The following is a 21,753-nucleotide window of genomic DNA, read 5'->3' on the forward strand; positions in this document are numbered from 1 at the left end:
GTACGGCACTTTTCACGGTAAAGCATCTATTAATGTTGTTAAGCTCCTCATTTTTCTCGCGTTTCTCGCTGCGTTCTCGGTTTATTGCCCTGATTGCCACCTTGGTGTTTGCCACAACGCTACTGCTGGGTTGGGTGGCGTCTGGGCAAACCGCTGACCAGATGGAGGCCGATATTGGGGACGCGGCCTCTGAGGCGGCCTACCAGATGGTGGATAAGCTGGATCGCAGCATGGACGCGCGCATCAAAGAGGTGAAGTTACTGCTCGCGATGCAGGCGCTAACGAATGACACGAGCCCCAATGTGCTGCGGGAACAGTTGGAGCGTTTGCAAGATAATCACAGCGTCGTGTCATGGATCGGCTTTACCGACCCGCAAGGGATCGTGCAAGCGGCGACAGGGGGAATTTTAGAAGGGGTTTCAATCGCCCATCGCCCGGTGTTTATCGAAGGAGAGCAGCAGCTTTGGATTGGTGATGTTCACGAGGCCGTGCTGTTGGCTCAGCTACTTCCCAACCCCACCGGCGAAGCCCTTAAGTTTGTCGATATCGCTACCCCGGTGCATGACCGCAGCGGCGAGCTCCGTGGCGTCCTCGCCGTGCATTTAAGTTGGCAGTGGGCCGAATACGTCCAAGACACAATGCTCTCACCCGCCAGCCAGCAGCTCGGCGCGGATATGTTACTGCTAGCGGAAGACGGCACGGTGTTATTAGGGCCGCAAACGCTTCTTGGCCAACCTCTCGACTCGCTGGTAAAGCTACCTAGCCCTGGCGATACAGCCCCGCAGTGGGCCATTGAAACCTGGCCCAACGGCGAACGCTATGTGACAGGTTACGCTCGCAGCAGCGGTTTTGAAGACTTTCCTGGGTTAGGCTGGATTGCCGTTAGCCGCCAACCCATTGGCGCTGCCTTCGCGCCGGTTGAAAAACTACAAACTGCAATTATGGGGGCCGGCCTGTTACTGGCGTTGCTGTTAGCGGTGATTGGCTGGGTGATAGCCTCGCGCATGGTCGCACCGCTAACACGCCTTTCCCATGCCGCCGATCAAATACAGGATGGCGAGGGCGCCGACTGCATTCCCCTGGAAAGCGGTTCTCCTGAAATGAAGCGCCTATCGATCTCTTTACGCAACATGGTCGGCCGGTTGCTGGATCAACGCCAAACGATCAACCGTTTGGAGGATTTAGCCAACACCGACCCGCTAACCGGCTTGCCAAACCGTGCATTTCTGACGCATTACCTGCAGCTGGCCGTCCCCGAAGCGGAAAGAAATCAGCAAAGCATGGCGGTGATTTTCATCGACCTGGATGGTTTCAAACAGGTCAACGATGAGCTTGGCCACCATGCCGGTGATCTTCTGCTGATAGAGATTACCCAGCGGCTGAAAAGCGCCCTGCGGAGCGGTGACGTGGTGGCACGCCTGGGCGGCGATGAGTTCGTCATGGTGCTGAAAACCAAGCAAGCGCACCTGAAAATGCTCACCCATGACATTAGCCAACGGTTATTGAGTTCCATCAACCAACCCGTTGCCTTACCGGATGATCAGTGGGGATGCGTTAGCTGTAGCTTAGGTGCCGCCTGGTGGCCCCACCACGGACTGCATATCAGCACGGTTCTCCAGCTTGCGGACGACGCCTTGTACGCGGCCAAAAGCAGGGGCAAACATCAGCTAGTGATTCACACGCCTAACCATTAACGTCAAACTAGCCATTAACATCAAAACATTGCTGCAGCTGCTGCTCGGCGGTGTCGCTACCCATGGCTGTCAACTTGGCGATATTGCGGGCGGGGATAGCCTCGGTATCGCCGTAAAACTCGATCGCCTTTTCGACGCTTTCTTCGCGCAGCAGATGCACCATGGCGTAGGGAGAGCGGTTGGTGTAGTTAGCGGCGTCATCAGGCTCAGCCCCGTCGAAGCAGTAATCAGGATGAAAAGTAGCGAGCTGATAGACGCCTTCATAACCCTGGTCAACCAGAATGCTTTCAGCCAACTCAACAAAATCCAGATAGTGATCGAAGCTTTTAAACAGCGTTGGAAACACCAGTAGCGTGGTTTCCGTTTCAGGATGCTCATCCAACCACTGCACCTCGACCATCAACTCCTCAAGCGCTACCTCGATTTTTTTAGAACGCACAACCTCAACGCGAATGGACCCTCGCGCCAACTCGCGCTGGGCAAATGGGCATATATCCTGTGCCACGATGAAGGTGCGCACCCACTTTAGCGTTTGCGCGACAATGTCGTTATCCGTGTGCATGGCATCCTCTTGAGCATTGGGTCGGTGATGGCTGACGTTGTGGGTGCGCAGTTTACACAGGGCACCGCCGCTATGTCGTCATTGTCACACGATCCCACACTGATGAATCGCCCTTAAACGTGCGCCTGATAGCGTTTCAGGGCGACTTCGTAAGATTTATGGATATGATCGTCCATTAATTCACGCGCCGCCTGGGTATCACGCTGCAGCGCCAGCTCCACGAGCTGATGATGCTGCTCATCCAGCTCTTGACGAATCGTCGGCATTTTCGGCCCCAGGCGGCGGTAGCGATCGAACTGGTCATGAAGTTGCTCAATAAATCGCAATAGCCACACGGATCCACACGGTGCCACCAGCGTGCGGTGAAACTGAGTATGCAGATGCTCCCACGCCTCGCCTTTATCCAAGCTGATATCGGCACGTTTTAGGCGATGGGCGGCGGCCAGCAAGTCGGCTTCCCATAGCGAGTCGCCGTGGGCTATTGCCCTCTCTAGCGCCATCCCCTCCATTTCCAAGCGCATCTGGGCAATGTCCTCAAGCTCATCCCGCGATAGTTTGGGCACCCGAAAGCCACGCTGGTTTTCCTGCACCAGCAACCCATAGGCTGCCAATTTAGTCAGCGCTTCGCGCAGCGGACTCAAGCCAACTTCGTAGCGCTCTTTCAGCGCATTAATAGCGAGTTTTTCGCCGGCAACAAAACGCCCGCCTACCAAATCTTTACGTAAATGCTCAAACACGCGACTTGATGCCGTACCGGCTGGCCCTGCTGACTTAGATGAAGCGTTATTGGGCAAAGAAGTATTCATGGCGATGTCCTTTATTTACCTCGGCGTAAGCTGTGCGTTGCATTTTTCACTGTTGACGTCAGATCAGTCACTCCCTATATTCTATTTTAGACAAGATAATCGATTTTTTAACCTACAAACGATAAATAAGGCCTAGGTATGCTTCTGATCTCCTCATTAGCTTTGCAGGATACGCGTTCATGAAAACACGCGGCGTCTCCGGGCAGCTGTTCTGGGCTTTTTTCCGCGTTGGTATTTTTGGCTTTGGTGGCGGCCCCGCGATGATCCCTCTGGTGCGCGCGGAGGTCGTTACCCGCCACCAATGGCTAACCGATGAAGAATTTGCCGATGTGCTGGCGATTGGCAATACCTTACCCGGCCCCATTGCCACCAAAATGCCTGGCTATATTGGCTACCGTGTGGGCGGCATTACCGGCTGTGTCGCCGCCGTTATTGCCATTATTGTCCCGATGATAGTGGCGATGATTGCTATGTTAGGCATTTTCAGCCGCTACCGCGATGTGGCATGGATTCGCGGCATGGGCCAAGCCGTGGTACCCGTCGTGATGGTAATGATGGCACAGCTTACCTGGGACTTTTTTGATAAGTCGCAAGCCTCGCTTGGCTGGCTTGTCAGCGCGGTGATGGCCATTATCGCGGCGGGCCTCATTTACTGGCTTGGCGTTCACCCTGGCTGGGTAGTGGGCGCCATCCTCGTCGCCGCCCTGCTACGCCCCTCTGGCACCAAACCCACGGGTTCTAAAAAACCGGAGGGCCCGGCATGATCTATTGGGAGCTCTTCTTAGCGTTTTTTATCCCTAACATTATTGGTTATGGCGGTGGCCCAGCGATTATTCCGCTGATTGAAACCGAAGTCGTTGGCCGTTATGGCTGGATGACCGCGCAAACCTTCGCTGAAACATTAGCCCTGGGCAACGCCCTGCCTAGCCCTATCGCGACCAAGATGGCCGGCTATGTTGGCTACGAGGTCGCTGGCATCGGCGGGGCTTTAGTAGCCGTTGCCGCCACGGTGATTCCCACCTTGCTATTAATGCTGGGGGCGCTGGGGTTGCTCTATCGTCATCGCGAATCCCCCCGCGTTAAACGCATGAGCCAGTGGGTTCGCCCGGTCATCGCCATGATGATGGCCTGGCTGACCTTGGGCTTTCTACTCGAAAGCCTTAACACCAGCGGTGCTATTCACACCCTGATTATCGGGATAGTTGCCGCCATCGCACTGATTCGTTTCAAAACGCATCCTGCGTTTGTGGTGATGGCAGCCTTGGTTTATGGAGGGCTCTTTCTCGGCTAAGAACCGATAAAGTCACGACTAACGCCGCTAACCACAATACAAGGACTCAGCGATGCAACACGATGCACTTTACTACCCCAGCGCCTCACGTCGAATGGCAACGTTCGGTAAACGAGGCATGGTCGCTACTTCTCAACCACTCGCAGCCCAAGTGGGCATTAGCATATTGCAGCAAGGGGGTAATGCAATTGACGCGGCCATTGCGACGGCGGCGGCGCTGACAGTGGTGGAGCCAACCTCTAATGGGCTTGGCAGCGACGCCTTCGCCATTGTGTGGGTGAATGGCAAGCTGCATGGCCTGAATGCCAGCGGGCCTGCCCCGCAAGCGGCGAGTATTGAAGCGCTGAAAGCACTTGGCCACGACGCTATTCCCAACCATGGCATGCTGCCTGTCACAGTGCCTGGCGCACCCGCCGCCTGGGCGGCGCTGTCTGAGCGCTTCGGCAAGCTGCCGTTTGCCGAGTTGCTGGCCCCTGCTATTGCGCTGGCGGAGGAAGGTTTTCCCGTTTCGCCGGTCATTCATCAGATGTGGCAAGAGGCCTTCGACACCTATTCAGCTTACAGCGAGGCTTCCTTCCAACCTTGGTTTGATACTTTCGCCCCCGAGGGGCTAGCCCCTGAGCCCGGTGAGCTGTGGCGCTCAGAAGGCCACGCTAAAAGTTTGCGAGCGATTGCGGACACCCATGCCAAGGCGTTTTACCAAGGCGAACTGGCTGAGGCTATCGACGCCTTTTCCCGCCAACACGGCGGCCTTTTGCGTAAGCAAGACCTGGCGGCTTACCAGCCAGAATGGGTCGACCCGATTAGTGTGCGCTACAAAGGCCATGATATTTGGGAAATACCCCCTAACGGCAGCGGCATGATCGCGCTGCAAGCGCTAGGCATGCTGGAGCGTTTGAGCGAAGAGAGCCGTGAACCGGTTGAAACGCTGCACCGTCGTATTGAAGCCACTAAATTGGCGTATGTAGACGGCTTTGCGCATATCACTGACCCCAACACCATGCGCCCCAGCGTTGCGCAAATGCTGGACGACGATTACTTGAAATCACGGGCTGGACTGATTGGCGAGCAGGCCGTTGACCCGGTCCACGGCAACCCGATTAAGGGCGGTACCGTTTATCTGGCGACCGCTGATAACGAAGGCAATATGGTGTCGCTGATTCAAAGCAATTTCAAAGGCTTTGGCTCGGGCATGGTCGTTCCTGGCACCGGCATCAGCCTGCAAAACCGTGGCTGGTCGTTCTCCCTCGACCCGCAGCATCCTAATGCGCTAGCGCCCGGCAAACGCACCTACCACACCATTATCCCCGGCTTTATCACTAAAGATAACCAAGCCATTGGGCCGTTCGGCGTGATGGGTGGCTATATGCAGCCCCAAGGCCATGTGCAGGTCGTCACGGCGATGCTTGATGATCTGCTAAACCCGCAGGCGGCGCTGGATATGCCGCGCTGGAAGTGGACCCAAGGCAAGACTATCGAAGTCGAGGCCGACTTCCCCAACCACTTAGCACTCGCGCTGGCCCGGCGCGGTCACGACATCGTCAAAGTCGCCGACTCCATCAGCTTCGGGCGGGGCCAAATCATTTTACGCCACCCTGAAACGGGCGTACTGCAAGGCGGCACCGAGCCGCGCACCGATGGGGCCGTGTTGCCCTGGTAAACAGCGGCCAATAGACGGCTGCACTCATCCGATGTATTGATAAACGTCCTACTCGCCACCCCGACCATTGCGTTGCCGTTGAAGGCAACCGGCGGTGGGGCTGGCTATCCACGTTTAACCACCGCATCATGGCATTCCTTTTTGCTAGGTCATCGCTCCCCTTTTTATGTCGCCACCGCCTTCGTACGCCCCGCCTTCTTCTACGCTTAGCAGTTTCTTGGGCGTTTTCCGCTACAGCCGTCGCGCGCTTGGCTTGGTGTGGGAAACCTCACGCTGGATGATGCTGGGCCTCGCGCTATGCACCTTGGTGGCGGGGGTGCTGCCAGCAGTGGCGGCTTGGGTGGGCCAACTGATTGTTGATGGTGTGGTCAGCGCCATGGAAACCCACCAAGAGGCCCGCGACCCTAACCTGCTCGCCACTATCACGCCGGTCCTTCAGCTGGTTGCGTTCGAAGCCTTGATTATCGCGCTAATAGCGTTGGCTCAGCGCGGCTTGGCCGCCCAGCAATCATTGCTGAGAGCGCTGCTGGGCCAAAAGGTTAACGTGATGATCCTGGAAAAAGCCGGCCAGCTATCGCTTGGCCAGTTTGAGGATTCAGAGCTCTACGACAAGCTCACGCGTGCCCGGCGCGAAGCCTCTACCCGACCGCTGGCCTTGGTCAATAAAACCTTTGGGCTGCTGCAAAATGCTATTTCGCTTAGCAGCTTTGGGGTACTGCTGGTGCAGTTTTCTCCCTGGGCACTGCTGATCCTGGTCGCCGGCGCATTGCCGGTGTTTATCTCAGAAGCAAAGTTTTCAGGCGAGGCGTTTAAGCTATTTCGCTGGCGTTCACCGCAAACACGCATGCAGATGTATTTAGAAACGGTGCTGGCCCGGGAAGACAGCATTAAAGAGGTCAAACTGTTTGGCCTGGAAAACCTGTTTCTTCAGCGCTACCAGGATATTTTTTCCCGCCTATTCGCCGAGGACCGGCGTTTAACGCTGCGCCGCGAAACCTGGGGGTTTCTACTCGGCTTGCTGGGTACGCTAACGTTTTACGCGGCTTACGGCTGGGTAGTGGTCGAAACCATTATCGGCGCGTTGACCCTGGGCCAAATGACCATGTACCTGATGGTGTTCAAACAGGGCCAGGCGGCGCTTTCCGCCAGCCTCACCGCGATTAGCGGCATGTACGAAGATAACCTTTATCTTTCCAATCTGTATGAGTATTTGGAGCAGCCGGTAGAGGCCGAACACGGCACGCTAACCCAGGGGGCATTGCCCGGTGATGGGCTGCGTTTTGAGCAGGTTAGCTTCTCCTACCCGGGTGGCGAGCATGTGCTCCACGATATTTCTCTCCATCTAGCCCCTGGTCAAAGCCTGGCGTTGGTGGGCGAAAATGGTTCAGGCAAAACCACCCTAATCAAGCTTTTAACGCGGCTGTACCACCCCACCCAGGGGCGAATTCTGCTAGACGGCAGCGACCTGCGCGACTGGAGCACCCAGGCGCTACGTGAGCGAACCGGGGTTATTTTTCAGGATTTTGTCCGCTATCAGCTGCAAGTGGGTGAAAATCTGGGTGTTGGCGATACCCACGCCTTCAACGATCAGCAACGCTGGCAGCAGGCCGCGCGCCACGGCATGGCGGATGACTTTATTACCCAGATGGCCAGCGGCTACCAAACCCAATTAGGCCGGTGGTTCAAAAACGGCCAAGAACTTTCCGGCGGCCAATGGCAAAAAATTGCCCTTTCCCGCGCTTACATGCGCGAGAATGCCGACATTATTGTGCTCGACGAACCCACCGCCGCCATGGATGCCGCCGCAGAAGCGGAAGTGTTCTACCGCTTCCGTGAACACAGCCGCGATAAAATGGCGATCTTAATCTCACACCGTTTCTCGACGGTGCGCAGCGCCGATATCATTCTAGTCATCGACCAGGGCTACATCATCGAGCGCGGCACCCATGAGGAACTGCTCGCGGCGGAAGGCCGTTACGCCAAGCTATTTCAGCTTCAAGCGGCAGGATACCAATAGACCTTCCAACATTAATCGTTCTTATTCTAACAACCATTAATTTGTTATGTAGCCGCGTAGACTATTTGTTATAAAGTTACTTAAACCACAGATCGTAAACAAACGTGACACCTGCCATAAAACCATCGACCGTACTCATCCTTTAAAGGTAATGTGCTCTCATTATTCTCTACTCTTCTTAACTACAGGAATGGCACACATGAACCGCTTCCATCAAATAAAAGTTAAGTACGCGCTTGCTTTTATCAGTGTTGCATTAGCACTGCTTGTTATTGTTGTCGCCGATGCGATGCTCGTTAACAAGGTAAAAAGCCGTTTAGATACGTTTATCACCAACTTTATTCCTGCCATTTCAGCCACACTGAATGGCGATCGTGATCTTTACCAAGCACGGGTAGCAGAGATCGAATATCTTTTAACTAGCCCTAACAGCGACCGAGCCGACGCGCTAATCGCCGACTTTGAAGAAAATGCCCAGCAGACTTATGACCGCATGGGACAGTATACCGAGCTAATGCAGGACTACCCGGCGTTAACCGCTCATTTAGCTAGCTTTGAAACGCTATACAGTGACTGGAAAACAGGGGCTGAGCGAGTATTTGAGCTGCACCAGCGCGGCGAAACCACCGATGCTTTAAGCTTATTAGAAGGTTTATCATTAGAGCACTTTAATGCACTACGCGATGTATTTGATGTTTCGGGAGAGAATATAGAAACGGCCATTTATGACGCAGAAGCCGCGGTGGTTGAACGAATCCAAGTACAGCAAACCTCGACTATCATTTTTTCCCTAGTTGTTTTTATTGCGGCCGTACTTATTGCATTACTGGGTCCGCTAATGATGTCTCGCGCGATTCGTCAAATCAGTGGACGTATTAAAGAGATCACCGAAGGCGATGGCGATTTAACCGCGCGGATTGAGAGCCAACGCCGTGATGAAATTGGTGAACTCGCCCAACAGTTTGACGCCTTTATTAAACGCATTGACGATACGCTTCAGTCAGTTAGCGGTAGCACCGTTAGCCTTCAGCATGCATCTACTGAAATTGCTAAAGGCAGCCAGGAACTTGCCGCACGCACTGAACAAGCCGCTGCGAATTTACAGCAGACCTCAGCTTCAATGGAAGAAATTGCCGCGGTGGTTAACAACGCCTCTGACTCAGCCCAGCAGGCTGACCAGCTAGCGCTCTCAACCAAGGAGCTCGCACAGCAGGGCTTGCACTCCATGCACAGCGTCGAGCAAACCATGGATTCCATTAACGACTCGTCATCTGAAATCAGTAGCATCGTCACTCTAATTGACAGCATTGCTTTTCAAACCAACATCCTGGCACTCAATGCATCAGTAGAGGCCGCCCGTGCGGGTGAGCATGGACGGGGCTTTGCGGTCGTGGCACAAGAGGTACGTATATTAGCCAGCCGCTCCAGCGATGCCTCAAAGGGTATTGCCACGTTGATCAATACCTCGTTAAGCCGCACTAAGTCCGGCGTCGATCAGGTTAAGCAAACCGGCACTACGATGCAGGAAATGGTCAAAAGCATTGAGCGGGTGGCTGACGTGATCGCCGAAATTAGCGCCGGCGCCAAAGAGCAAAGTGTGGGTATCGGCCAGGTAAACGACGCCGTTAACGAGCTGGATAGCATGACGCAACACAATGCCTCCATGGTGGAAGAGTCCAGCGCCGCCGCAGCGGAGCTAAGAGAACAAGCCGATCGGCTTGGTGTACTGGTGGGTGCCTTCAAACTCAGTAATTCACAAAACGGGCAGCTTGAATCGCGCGCCCCCTCTCTTCCCGCCACTAAAAAGCCATCGCCTACAGCACCGCGGCGCCTGGCGAGTGCCCAGCCGCCCGAGTGGGAGTCGTTTTAAACCTACGCAAGCTCCTTTTGCTCCCTTGGGCGTCTCGCTGAGCCCAAGGAAGCGTAACGGCCTGTTGATAACACTGTATATAAGCAACGCGAACCACTGATCGTCAAGGATGAGATATGCCGTCTAATGCGTTAATTATTGATGATGATCGTGATGCTCAACTGCTAGGCAAAATGTTGCTAAGCCAGCACGGCTATGAAGTGGCCGCGGCGGGCAGCTTCGGTGAACTGGCCCGCCAGCCGGGCCTGCTCAATGCTGATTTAATCTTACTGGATTTCCGGTTAGGCGAGTTTACCGGCCTGGATATTCTTGACTATTTGTATGATTTACGCTTAAACACCCCAATACTGCTAGTCAGTAGTTGTTCCAAAACAACCGCAGCGCGTGCTATTCAAGTAGGTAAAGCCAAAGGGTTGCGTATGCTAGGTTTTTTACCTAAAACAACGCTACTCGCTGGGCTTACAGCTTTCCTGAAGCCATTAAGAAAGGCGCCCAGCGCCCCTTCAAGCGACGAATTGGCACATGCAATTGGTGATAAGCAACTATTTCTAGAATTTCAGCCTCAAGTCGATCTGCAGCGGGGCCTGGTGATCGGCGTTGAAGCACTGGTGCGCTGGCAAGATCCCCAACGCGGCGTACTTTTCCCTGATAGCTTCATTCGTTTAGCAGAGCAAAGCGGGCTGATTGTTCCGCTCACTTGGCGTGTTCTTGAGCTGGCGTTGGCACAGCAAGCTCAGTGGCAGGCGCAAGGATGGGACTTAAATGTGGCGATTAATATACCGGCGGCCTTTATTCAAGCAGAGGGCATGCTGGCCTCGTTTGATCAGCTTATCCAAAACAGCAATGCCTCACTGAACCATATTACTCTGGAGCTCACCGAATCGGTGGGCGTTGAATGCTTGGGCTACGTTTGCCATGTCTTGGAAGCTTTGCAAACACGCGGCTGCAAACTGGCATTGGATGATTTTGGCACCGGTTACTCGTCGTTAACCCAACTCTATCGGCTGCCGTTTAGCGAACTTAAAATCGACGCTAGTTTTGTCTCACGCATAGAGCAGGATCAAAACGCCCTGGCGATAACCCTTTCAAGTATCGACCTGGGCAAACGTCTGGGGCTTACCGTTGTTGCCGAAGGTATTGAAACGGCGGCACAGTACGCCCGGCTGATTGACGCGGGCTGTGCGGTTGGGCAAGGCTATTATATTGCTCGCCCGTTAACCGCCAGCGCCTTTACCACTTGGTTTGGCAAGCACTTACTGACGGCTTCAGTGGCACAGAATCAGCCTAGGGACAAAGAACGCCCGCTCGCTGCAAGGCTTGCTGAGTAGCAACCTGAAGGGTTGTTATGCGATCTAGATAGGTGGCCAGCTCGCTGAATGGCGCTTCAAGCGTCCGCAGTTCCAGCCGGCTGGCTTGCTCGGCAATGGCAATGCAACCTAAAGAGGACGCCGCTCCCTTGAGTGAATGCGCCTCTTGGCTTAAGGCGTTGCGATCCTCTGACTGCCAACAGGCATACAGCCGGGTACTACGTTCACTAAGCCGGGTTAAAAACGTACTCATCAGTGCATCCAATGCGCTTGGATCAAAGGTGTCTTTCAGCTCTGCGCAGATACGCTCGTCCAGCAGTTGAAAGGCCGCTTCGCGCGGCGCCAGTCGCTGGCGAGTGGCAGCCGCTTGGTGATAAACCAAACCCATGGCGTGCTCAGCGCTCTCATCGCTCGACAGCTCTTTAGACAATAGCTCTTCAGACAATAGATAGCGGCAAATCACCTGGTACAGCTCATCGCGGGTAAAGGGCTTATGGATCATATCGTCCATACCGCTTTGCATGCAGCGTTCGCGGTGTTCAGGCATCACGTTGGCAGTCATCGCCACAATAGGCAGTCTCGCCAGCTGATGCGTTTGCTCAAATTGGCGCCATTGCCGAGTGGTTTGTGTCCCGTCGAGAATGGGCATTTGCATATCCATTAACACTAAATCAAACCCACTATGGTTGGCTTCAAGTTGTTTAAGCGCCGCTTGCCCATTTTCAGCTATGGTCACCTGTTGGCCAAGGCGTTCCAGCATCACTTGTGCCACCGCTTGGTTTAACGGATTATCCTCTACCACTAAAATATGCTGATGAGCCGCAACGGCTTGCCAACTGTCACCGCGTTGGTAAAGGCTCAACGATTGAGTTTCCGGCAGGCTAACGCTAAACCAAAAGCGGCTTCCCAGCCCCTGCTGGCTGTTAATCCCTATCGTTCCCTGCATGGCCTCAACCAGTCGCTTGCAGATCACCAGCCCGAGCCCCGTCCCTTCGTGGCGACGGGCCATGGAAGTATCCACTTGGGTGAACGCTGAAAATAGCCGTTCTTGATCGGCTCCACTGATACCGCAGCCGGTGTCGTGAACCTCAAAAAGAATATTATCCCCCGCCAGTGGTTTGACATGACACTTTACAAAGCCTTCTTCTGTGAACTTCAGCGCATTGTTAATTAAATTCATCATCACTTGGCGTAATCGCGCGATGTCGCCCATCACATAACGCGGCAGAGTGGGGGCGATAGCGTAACTAAATATCACGTTTGCCTTAGGCGCTTGAAGCCTATAGCTTTCACACAGTTCGTCAATGCACTGGTGGAGATCAAACGGCTGAACATCCAGGTCGAGGCACCCGGACTCAATTTTGGTGTAATCGAGAATATCGTTGATTACCGCACGCAGACTCTCCGCGCTGCGCCTTAGCGCGGCTAAATAGGCCTTGGCTTTCTCTGTTTCAACCTCTTCGCGTAACAAGTCCGTCATGCCGACAACGCCATTCAGCGGCGTACGGATTTCATGGCTCATCACGGCCATAAATTCTGATTTGGCTAGGCTGGCTTTCTCAGCATGCTGGGCAGCCTCCTTCAACTCGCGACTCTTGGCTTCTAACGCCTGAGCCTTATGATGACTGGATCGCCCTTCTAGAATCAGCGCGCGAACTAACATTCCACCAGAAAACATGAGGAGGATAATCAACGCTAGCACCAACCCGTAGAGATTCGTTAACACTCGGCGTTCTTCGCTACGCATGCGTGAAACATGGGCATTGGTTTCGATCAAAATGGTGCCGGTGAACTGCTGGAGGCTAGTTGCCCTCTCCAAGAGGGTAGCCATTAAGGCGCTGTTTAATTCAGCCGGGTCATCCCAGAGCGGTTCCAGCAGCGTTTCCATGGCTAAGATCAATTCTTCAGTTTGCTGAACAAGCTCTTTAACACTCTCAAACTCATTCACCACCTTCCCTATATCACCCTGAAAAAACAGCGATTGCCGACTGAAGAGAATTTCATAACGCAGCAATACATCGTCAACGGTGGCGTTATCGGATCGTGCTTCGAGTAGCGTTAAGCGAAACTCGCGCACCTCTCGATCAAACTGATACCCGGCCCATAGCAGGTTTTCGAGCAGTCGATTCTCCAGCGTATGCTGGCGGTTATAAATAACCCCGCCAGTGGTTAGCGCTGACAGAAAAAAAAGGATCGCTGAAAACGTAGCGACCCTGGTACTGCGGGAAAAATAGAACTTCAATAAAGCCAGCATGGCAATTATCCGGTTATTTTATTCAACGTCGATACGCGCCACCTGCCACACCGCGCGCACTAGAATCTCTTCGTTCATCAGCGCCGGGTACTGGTCAAAGGGGTAAATAACGAATAGCGGCCCCTGATCGCGAACACGCAGCGCTTTGCCATTTGCCTGCATGGCAAAAATCACATCGTAATGCTCAAAATCACTGACCGGAATGGTTGCCGCATAATCATTCAACGCTATCACACGCATTTTTTTCCCCTCGGCACCGGCGGCTTCTAATATGGCTCGGCCCAAGGGGCCAGAGAAGCGCGTCACACCATCGTACCAGGGCGTGTGAGTAATCGTTTCGTGCTGTTCCAAGGCCTTTAACATCGCTTTATCAAAATGGGCTTCGTCACCCACGTTTGGCTGCCCCACCTTACCACTCACCACTAATATCACTGGGCCTTCAGGCACTTCCAGAGCGATAGCCTGGGACGACAGCATGACAATCCCGACGGCGGTAATGAAAACCCTGCATTTATGAAGCAAAGCACCACGCATTAAACTGCACCTCGGCATTAACGATTAAGTGCAAGGAGTATATATCGGCCGTTTACGGTTTAACTGTGAACCTTTGTGTCAACGCATCCATATCAACTAAACTTTATGTATGAGTTTGCCACGTCTCCGCGCATGACGTTTATAAGACGATAATAAGGGAAATCACTATGCATATTGGCGTACTTGAAGATGACCTCGACCAGCAGGCCTTTATTGAGCAGTGCCTAATAAATGCAGGCCATCAGGTGTCTTTATTTACTCGTGCCAGCGAGTTGCGTCGCGCGACTCAGCAGCAAACGTTTGATTTTCTTATTATTGATTGGCGACTTCCCGATAGTTGCGGCATGGATGTTGTCGCCCACCTACGCCAGCATGATAGCTGGCGCGGGCCCATTTTGTTTATTACCGCCAGTCAGGGGGAAGACGATGTCGTTAAAGCGCTGGAGCAAGGCGCGGACGATTTTCTGGCTAAGCCCCTGCGTCCCAAAGAGTTGATTGCCAGGGTGAACGCCCTAGGCAGGCGTTCTAGTTATGCAGCACCACGCCCAGCCACGGCCTACCCCAACACCTTTACCCTGCATACCGACGCGCATTACATCAGCGTGGCGGGAAGCGCTATTGATCTAACCGAACGTGAGTATCGGTTAGCGGCGCTTTTCTTCTCAAAAATCGGTGAACTGATCACACGGGCTCATTTACTGGAGCTCGTGTGGGGTATTAAAGGCGATGTTTCAACGCGCACGGTGGACACCCACGTAAGCCGCCTGCGCCGCAAGCTGGAGCTGGATGGACGACACGGCTTGCGTCTGCGCAGCGTGTATCAGTCGGGGTACCGAATGGAGACCTGCCAAACCACCCACGTAGAACAAGTAGCTCAGGCTCAATAGCCGTTTGTCGTACTACGGGAGTAGACCGGCATAACCGACGCCATGGCCATACAAAATGACCAAGGCGTTGGGGGACATACTTTTGTGTAGAGATATAGCCAAAATGCTTGGTGCAAACTAATGCGTTCAATATGCTAAGCCAAAAGGCCCAGCTCAAGCAGCTTGGCTATATTCCTGCTTCATTACAGACTTTGTTCCCTGTCCTTTCCTAGAGTAGCTGCCTTTGCCTTTTTTGGGCGTTTGCTGCTGCATCTTAAACATCGGTGTGCGCAGCTGCGCTTTTAACGCGTTGTCGTGAATCTTGCGCTTTTTCATGGGCTTATCCTCGTTTGAGACTTGAATAAACGCCTGCTAGCAACAGGCGTTTATATGACACGGTTTATTGCTTAACGTTCTATTGCTTAGCGTTCCAAGTTGAGCGTTGACATTTAGCTTCTTCAACCCGCTTAGTCATGCCCTCCTTACTCATCCCAGGCGGGCGCAATACCGGGGTTGGCAATGCGCTCTTTACGATCCAGCTTGGCGATTTCCGCCATTTCGCTATCGCTTAACACTAGATCAAAGGCGGCAATGTTGCTTTGAATATTGCGCGCTTTGGTCGATGAAGGAATCGTAATCATATTGCGCTGTTTTACCCAGGCCAGGGCAATTTGCGCGGGGGTGGCGTCATGCGCACCGGCAATCTGCTTCAGGGTCGAGTCTTCCATGACCTTGCCTACCGCCAGGGGCATAAAGGCGGTCACTTGAATCCCATACTGCTCACAGTGATCGGCTAGTTTGCGGTTCTGCAGGAAAGGATGGACCTCGATTTGGTTGGTCAAAATTTCATCTTTACCCAAAATACTGACCGCTTCGTCCACCTGCTCACAGGTGAAGTTGGAAATACCGATATGCCGCGCTTTCCCCTCGGCTTTTACTTCTTTTAGCGCGGTTAAATAGTCGACCATCGGCACTTCATCATCGGGCGATGGCCAATGGATTAATAGCAGGTCGACATAGTCAGTACCTAATTTCTGCAGGCTTTCATCCACGCTGGCTTTCAATCTTGCCGGCTCAAGATTATCGAACCATACCTTGGTGGTTAGAAAGATATCGCTGCGGGGTACGTCGCTATCGCGGATCGCCTCACCAACCTCCGTTTCATTACCGTAAAACTGCGCCGTGTCGATGTGCCGGTAGCCTGCCTCAAGCGCCGCATGAATGCTCTGCTTGAGCGTATCGCCCTCCAGGCGAAAGGTACCGAAACCGGGGTTAGGCATCACGTTTTGCATCATTAACATCCTTTTCTATTGATAGCGTGTTAACTAATATGGGGCGGCGCTTGCCCTACTTCAACCCCTTTGCGTGCTTTGTTGCCTAATCCACGGCGGCGTTTCAACGCACTAGCAAAGCGACTACCACCAGCGCCAAGACCAGCGAGACACCCTTCCAAAACAGTGCCGGGTCGCGCTCCAGCAGCGGTAACTGCGCGCGCTTAAGCAACGGTGAGCTTGGCGAGCGCAGCTCAAAGACAAACTCTGAAAGCGCCGGAAAGCGTTTGTGAGGATTAGGATGGAGCGCCTTTTTGAGCACTTCATCCACCCAGGCGGGCAATTCGCGGTTTTCGCCTAGCGCCGATTGATAGGCCAGTTTGTGCTGGGCGGCTCGGGTGCGGGTTTTGGCCACCTCAGTGCCGTAAGGCAGCGTGCCGGTTAGCATCTGATAGGTGATCACCGCCAGGGAGTATTGATCCGCCTGAGGCGTGCCGCCTTGACCCAGAAAATACTCCGGCGCGGTGTACTGAGCGGTGCCGAGGATATCGCCGCTGTCCTGCCCTTCGCTCTCCGCTTCGGCGATGCCGGCTACCTTAGCGGCGCCAAAGTCGATCAGTTTGACCGTGCCGTGGCTATCGATCATCACGTTGTCGGGGCGCAAATCCTGATGCAGCATTTCCAGACGATGAAAGGCACGCAGCCCTTTAGCGATCTGCTCAACAATCGGCCGTACGCTGGCCAAATCGGCGTTGGGGTGGTCGCGCATCCATTGGGTTAGGGTTTGCCCTTCGATGTACGCCAGCACGGTATAAAGGTAGTGACGGGGGCGCTCTTGGGCAGGCGCCTTGAGTACGTGCACGTTGTCGATGCGCCGTGCGATCCACTCTTCGCGCACAAATCGCTCAACGCTTGCCGGATCTTGGCTTAATTCGGTTGAAAGTGTTTTCAGCGCCACTTTATCGCCGCTTTGTATCTCTTCGGCCAAATAGACATGGCTGCGGCTGCTGGCATGCAGCTGGCGCACAATACGATAGCCGTCCAGCTCGCTCCCCGCGCGTAATTCAGGCGGTGATGGTAAGGCGCTGATCGCTTCGTAAAGCTCATTGGAATGACGCTCAGGCAGCCCATCAATACGTACTATTTGCGCGGTGAGGTTATCGTCGCTGCCCTTTTCCAGAGCGACAGCGACCAGCGCCTCGGCTGCTGCGTCAAGATCCCCCCAATGGGCATGAACCAGCGCGGCCATTTCGGCTCTCGTCAGCCACTCATAAACCCCGTCGGTAGTAAGCAAAAACACATCGCCAGTATTGAGCGAAACAGCGCGGTAATCCAACTCCAGGTGTTGGCCGGCGCCCATGGCGCGGCTTAAATGGCTAATTTCCCGCGACGCCCAGAAGCGGTGATCCTCGGTCAACGGCTCCAATGTGTTGCCCGCAAGCTGATAGATACGGCTATCGCCAACGTGAAACAAGTGCGCGGTGGTGGACTTAATCACCATCGCGCTCAAGGTGCATACATAGCCGCGATCCAGATCGTAACGGTGCTGGCTTTGCCGGGTTTGGGCATAAAGCCAGGCGTTAGTGGCCTGAAGCACTCGTTGGGCCGAGGTTTTAACGGTCCAGGTCGCGGGGGTGGCGTAGTAGTCGTTCAAAAAACCGCCCACCGCTGCCTCACTCGCTTCGCGGCTCACCTCGCTGCTGCTAATGCCATCCGCTAGCGCGATCGCAATGCCTTTCGTCGACAGCTGGGGTTCGGTGGGCAAATAGGCGCCATAAAAATCCTGATTGCTTGGTTTGCGCCCTTTGTCAGAGTGCTGACCGAGCGAAATGGTCAGTGCTTTTTGCGACATAGCGTTCATAGGCTAGCGATACATCGCCTGCGCAGAGAGCACATCAGTGGTCGTCGCAGCAGGCGTGGTGGCGACCCGCTGTACGACGCTGCCCACCACAATCAAACACGGAGACGGCAAAGGGTTGGCGGCGAGCTGCTCAGGCATATCAGCAAGTGAACCCACCAGCGACTGCTGCTCAGGCTGACTGGCATTGGCTACTAGCATGATCGGCCACTCATCCGGCAGGCCCGCCTGGCGCAGGCCGTGGCAAATCGCACTCACTTTGGAAAGCCCCATGTAAAACACCAGGGTTTCGTCTTTACGCGCCAACGATGACCAATCCGGTGTGCCGTCTTCGCGGCATAGCTGGGCGGTTACAAAGCGCAGCTGCTGGGCATGGCCGCGGTCGGTGAGCGGAATGCCCATACAGGCCGCAGCGGCAGAGGCGGCGGTGATCCCCGGCACAATGGCGGCGGGCACCTGGGCGTTAGCCAACGCATCCAGCTCTTCGCCCATGCGCGCGAATACCGCCGGATCACCGCCTTTCAGGCGCACGACCGACTTGCCCTCGCCGGCAAGCTTGACCATCAAGGCGCCAATCTCGGCTTGCGGTACGCTGTGGTGGCCGCGGGCTTTGCCCACGTAGTAGCGCTCGGTGCCGCGCGGAATCAATGCCAGCACCTCATCGCCGACCAGACGGTCATACACCACCGCGTCCGCCTGCATCAGCAGCCGAGCCGCTTTGAGTGTTAATAGCTCGACATCACCACTCCCCGCGCCGACCAAATAAACCTGCCCCGCGCGGCACTTGCCTCGCAGCGGCAACTGTACGTCAGACGCATGGCGAGCCAACGGCGAAAGCGCGCGCTGCGACAGCCGCATAAAGGCGTTAAACCACTTCTGTAGCAAGGGGTTGCTTAGCGCGGGCATTGGGCCGCTCCTCTTCGATCAGTGATTTTAATTCGGGAATACAGCTGCCGCACTGGGTGCCGCAGGCGAGCCTGGCGCCTAACGCTTCGACGCTGGTGTCGCCCTCGCGGATGGCGTTGGCAATGGTAGTTTGACCTACTTGGTGGCAGCTGCAAACAATCGGGCCGACATCTGCAGCGCCGTCGTCGCAACCGGCCAATAGGCGGCGGCGGTGAGTGTCGCTCAGTGTCGTCTCGTTAAAGCGCGCTTCCAGCCACGCTAAACCGGGCAACTCACTGGGCGGGCCGACCATTAGCCACCAGCGCAGCCTGCCGTTTTCGACCCCAGCGGCGCGCAGCCGACCGTGGGTAGGATCTTTACTCCATACAGAAACGGGCGTCGGTAACCACGCTTTCAGTCGTGTTAACCACGCCTCCTCCGGCTGGGTATTGGCAAGCTGCCAGCGCTGACAGCCGCGCATGGGAATCCGTGTCCAATAGGCGCTAGCGCACCACGGCGTTGATTCTATTGCCCCCTCGGCGACCAGCAGGGTGGCCTGCCAATCGGTCGCCAGAGGTGCCAACGCCACGGCGCCGTGTTTGGATTCCGGCTGACCGGAAAGCGGGTCCGTAATGCTGTCGATCAGCACGCTGCTTCTGGCCTGCTGGGTGAAGCAGTCGGTCCAATGGATGGGCACGAAGACCTCACCGCGGCGCTGGGCATTGGAGACCCGCACCCGGGCGCGAAACTCGCCTTTCGCAGCGGTTAACACGGCTAACCCCTGATCGGTGACACCGGCAGTGTGGGCATCGTCGGGGTGAACATCCATAAAGGGTTCCGCGCGGTGATTCATTAACCGCGGTGCACGCGCAGTGCGGGTCATGGTGTGCCACTGATCGCGGATTCGGCCAGTGTTCAAACGCAGCGGATAGGCCGAACTCAGCGCCTGCTCGGGCCCTTGAGGATGGATCGCCAGCAGCTTGGCGCGGCCACTGGCGGTAGCAAATTCGCCATCCTCAAACAGCCGCGCCGTGCCGTGGGGGGCGGTCTTTGTGACCGGCCACTGAATCGGGGCAAGCGCGTCGTAGCCATCCTGGCCCAGCCCCACCAGGCCCGAGATATCAAACAACCGCTTCGGGCTGCCGGGCGCCGCAGCATTTTCAAACCCAGAGAGCCGGGCGTGTTCGTCGAAAATCTCCCAGGGGTGTGCGTAGTTAAACGCCTCGCCAAACCCTAACCGTTTGGCCACTTCGCCTATAATCCACCAGTCGTGGCGGGCTTCACCGGGCGGCGGTAGCATGCCCCGCTGACGCGAAATACACCGTTCAGAATTGGTCACGGTGCCGTCTTTTTCCGACCAGCCCGAGGCAGGCAGCACGATATCCGCGTAGGGCAGCAAGTCGGTATGGGCGGCGCACTCGGAGACAATCACCAGCGGGCATTTTTCCAGCGCGGCGCGCACCCGCGCGGCATCGGGCAGGCTGATGGCCGGGTTGGTCGCCATCACCCAGAGCGCTTTTACCTCACCGCGTTCAATAGCCTCAAACAGCGCAACGGCTTTATAGCCCGGCGCTTCCGGCAGCGTTGGTGTAAGGCTCTTGGTGGCCCAAAAGCGGCTGACCAGATCAAGAGCGCCAGGGGTTTGGTAATCCATATGCGCGGCCAACTGGTTGGCCAGCCCGCCGACTTCACGCCCGCCCATGGCATTGGGCTGGCCGGTAATCGAGAACGGCCCTGCCCCCGGCAAGCCTATTTTGCCGCCGGCCAAGTGGCAGTTAATAATCGCGTTACACTTATCGGTACCGCTAGACGATTGATTAACCCCTTGGGAGTAGAGCGTCACTACGTGCAACTGGCTGGCAAACCAGTAGTAGAACGTTTCCAAACGCTCTGGGTCGATATCGCAAGCGGCGGCCACCTCGGCAATGGAGCCCGCGGTTTGCTTCGCGGCTGCTAACGCCTCGTCAAATCCCTCTGTGTGGCGCTCAAGATACAGGCTATCGAGCTTGCGACGCTGCGCCATCCACGCCAGCAAGCCGTTAAACAGGTAGGCATCCGTACCCGGTTTTACGCCTAGATAGAGGTCGGCGATTTCACAGCTATCGGTTACCCGCGGGTCGATCACCACCAAACGCATCAGCGGATTGCGCTCTTTAGCGACTTTAATGCGCTGATAGAGCACGGGGTGATTCCAGGCCAGGTTGGAGCCCACCAGCACGATCAGCTCTGCCTCTTCTAAATCCTCGTAGTTACACGGCACCGCATCCGCACCGAAGGCGCGCTTATAGCCGGCCACCGCGGAGGCCATGCACAGCCGCGAGTTGGTATCTAAATGGGGCGTGCCCAAAAAGCCTTTAAACAGCTTGTTGGCCACGTAATAATCTTCGGTGAGCAGCTGACCAGACAGGTAAGCGGCAACCGTTTGATTGCCATGCTCGGCGCGCAGGGCATTGATGCGCTCAGCGGTAGCACGCAGCGCGGTCTCCCAGGAGACGTCGACACCGTCGACCTGCGGGCGGGTCAAGCGGCCTTGGTCGCCCAGGGTTTCGTGTAGCGCAGACCCTTTGACACACAGCCGCCCGAAGTTAGCCGGGTGCTCACGGTCGCCCTCTACGGCGGTCAGCGTGCCCGCTTCAACGGTCGCCGTTACGCCACAGCCGACGCCGCAGTAGGGGCATGTGGTTTTGGCCTGAGTCATAGCTACTCCTCGGGTTTTGCTCATAGCGCCACGCATAAAAAAACGCCCAGGCCTGTCCTCCTATGCGCTTTAAACGCATCAAGAGAAGAGGGCTGGACGTCGTTGCCACAGCGCACCTTCATCGGTGCAAACTAACTTTTTTCAATTAATCTACAATTGCTCTACAACTGAAAAATTTCC

At 55.3% G+C, this 21,753-nt stretch carries 17 protein-coding genes; 8 read left to right on the forward strand and 9 right to left on the reverse strand.

Annotation, left to right across the window (positions count from 1 at the left end):
- Positions 1 to 32 precede the first annotated feature (32 nt).
- Positions 33 to 1,694 carry a sensor domain-containing diguanylate cyclase gene (locus HVA01_RS15465; RefSeq protein ID WP_146876309.1) on the forward strand — a complete coding sequence of 554 codons (1,662 nt, stop codon included), beginning with the start codon at positions 33 to 35 and terminating at the stop codon, positions 1,692 to 1,694.
- Positions 1,695 to 1,701: 7 nt separating this feature from the next.
- On the opposite strand, the gene HVA01_RS15470 is transcribed toward HVA01_RS15465, so the two are convergent.
- Complete coding sequence (locus HVA01_RS15470) at positions 1,702 to 2,256, reverse strand: DUF1415 domain-containing protein (RefSeq protein WP_146876310.1); 555 nt, start codon at positions 2,254 to 2,256, stop codon at positions 1,702 to 1,704.
- Positions 2,257 to 2,369: 113 nt separating this feature from the next.
- Positions 2,370 to 3,062, reverse strand: a complete 693-nt coding sequence (locus HVA01_RS15475) for a GntR family transcriptional regulator (protein ID WP_146876311.1) — start codon at positions 3,060 to 3,062, stop codon at positions 2,370 to 2,372.
- A 179-nt stretch (positions 3,063 to 3,241) separates the two neighbouring features.
- Between HVA01_RS15475 and HVA01_RS15480 the strand changes: the two genes are divergently transcribed.
- The 6 genes from HVA01_RS15480 to HVA01_RS15505 all read left to right on the forward strand — a co-directional run bounded on the left by HVA01_RS15480 (position 3,242) and on the right by HVA01_RS15505 (position 11,228).
- Positions 3,242 to 3,826 carry a chromate transporter gene (locus HVA01_RS15480; RefSeq protein ID WP_146876312.1) on the forward strand — a complete coding sequence of 195 codons (585 nt, stop codon included), beginning with the start codon at positions 3,242 to 3,244 and terminating at the stop codon, positions 3,824 to 3,826.
- Positions 3,823 to 4,353 carry a chromate transporter gene (locus HVA01_RS15485; protein WP_146876313.1) on the forward strand — a complete coding sequence of 177 codons (531 nt, stop codon included), beginning with the start codon at positions 3,823 to 3,825 and terminating at the stop codon, positions 4,351 to 4,353. The genes HVA01_RS15480 and HVA01_RS15485 overlap by 4 nt, the downstream gene beginning before the upstream one ends.
- A 52-nt stretch (positions 4,354 to 4,405) precedes the next feature.
- Positions 4,406 to 6,013: a gamma-glutamyltransferase family protein gene (locus HVA01_RS15490; protein WP_146876314.1), complete on the forward strand. Its 1,608-nt coding sequence runs from the start codon at positions 4,406 to 4,408 to the stop codon at positions 6,011 to 6,013.
- A gap of 166 nt (positions 6,014 to 6,179) precedes the next feature.
- Positions 6,180 to 8,030 carry an ABC transporter ATP-binding protein gene (locus tag HVA01_RS15495; RefSeq protein ID WP_146876315.1) on the forward strand — a complete coding sequence of 617 codons (1,851 nt, stop codon included), beginning with the start codon at positions 6,180 to 6,182 and terminating at the stop codon, positions 8,028 to 8,030.
- A 199-nt stretch (positions 8,031 to 8,229) separates the two neighbouring features.
- Positions 8,230 to 9,900: a methyl-accepting chemotaxis protein gene (locus tag HVA01_RS15500; RefSeq protein WP_146876316.1), complete on the forward strand. Its 1,671-nt coding sequence runs from the start codon at positions 8,230 to 8,232 to the stop codon at positions 9,898 to 9,900.
- 116 nt (positions 9,901 to 10,016) lie between these two features.
- Positions 10,017 to 11,228: an EAL domain-containing response regulator gene (locus HVA01_RS15505; RefSeq protein WP_146876317.1), complete on the forward strand. Its 1,212-nt coding sequence runs from the start codon at positions 10,017 to 10,019 to the stop codon at positions 11,226 to 11,228.
- On the opposite strand, the gene HVA01_RS15510 is transcribed toward HVA01_RS15505, so the two are convergent.
- Positions 11,185 to 13,461 (reverse strand): ATP-binding protein, encoded by a 2,277-nt coding sequence (locus tag HVA01_RS15510; protein WP_146876318.1) that lies wholly within the window; start codon positions 13,459 to 13,461, stop codon positions 11,185 to 11,187. The genes HVA01_RS15505 and HVA01_RS15510 overlap by 44 nt on opposite strands.
- Positions 13,462 to 13,479: 18 nt before the next feature.
- Positions 13,480 to 13,938 (reverse strand): putative pterin-binding protein, encoded by a 459-nt coding sequence (locus HVA01_RS15515; protein WP_246129676.1) that lies wholly within the window; start codon positions 13,936 to 13,938, stop codon positions 13,480 to 13,482.
- A 224-nt stretch (positions 13,939 to 14,162) separates the two neighbouring features.
- Between HVA01_RS15515 and HVA01_RS15520 the strand changes: the two genes are divergently transcribed.
- On the forward strand, positions 14,163 to 14,882 hold the full coding sequence (locus tag HVA01_RS15520) for a response regulator transcription factor (protein ID WP_146876320.1): 720 nt from the start codon (positions 14,163 to 14,165) through the stop codon (positions 14,880 to 14,882).
- Positions 14,883 to 15,035: 153 nt separating this feature from the next.
- Here HVA01_RS15520 and arfA read toward each other — a convergent pair whose 3' ends face one another.
- From arfA to HVA01_RS15545, 5 genes are all read right to left on the reverse strand, one after another.
- Positions 15,036 to 15,197 carry an alternative ribosome rescue factor ArfA gene (arfA, locus tag HVA01_RS15525; RefSeq protein ID WP_146876321.1) on the reverse strand — a complete coding sequence of 54 codons (162 nt, stop codon included), beginning with the start codon at positions 15,195 to 15,197 and terminating at the stop codon, positions 15,036 to 15,038.
- Between the two features lie 146 nt (positions 15,198 to 15,343).
- Positions 15,344 to 16,162, reverse strand: coding sequence for a 2,5-didehydrogluconate reductase DkgB (dkgB, locus tag HVA01_RS15530; protein ID WP_146876322.1), 819 nt, complete (start codon positions 16,160 to 16,162; stop codon positions 15,344 to 15,346).
- Between the two features lie 94 nt (positions 16,163 to 16,256).
- On the reverse strand, positions 16,257 to 17,984 hold the full coding sequence (locus tag HVA01_RS15535; protein ID WP_146876323.1) for a bifunctional protein-serine/threonine kinase/phosphatase: 1,728 nt from the start codon (positions 17,982 to 17,984) through the stop codon (positions 16,257 to 16,259).
- A gap of 12 nt (positions 17,985 to 17,996) precedes the next feature.
- Positions 17,997 to 18,896: a uroporphyrinogen-III C-methyltransferase gene (cobA, locus tag HVA01_RS15540; protein ID WP_146876324.1), complete on the reverse strand. Its 900-nt coding sequence runs from the start codon at positions 18,894 to 18,896 to the stop codon at positions 17,997 to 17,999.
- Complete coding sequence (locus HVA01_RS15545) at positions 18,856 to 21,573, reverse strand: nitrate reductase (RefSeq protein WP_146876325.1); 2,718 nt, start codon at positions 21,571 to 21,573, stop codon at positions 18,856 to 18,858. Before HVA01_RS15545 ends, cobA begins: the two co-directional genes overlap by 41 nt.
- Positions 21,574 to 21,753: the final 180 nt, after the last annotated feature.

Source organism: Halovibrio variabilis (assembly GCF_007991175.1).
Taxonomy (GTDB): Bacteria; Pseudomonadota; Gammaproteobacteria; order Pseudomonadales; family Halomonadaceae; genus Vreelandella; species Vreelandella variabilis.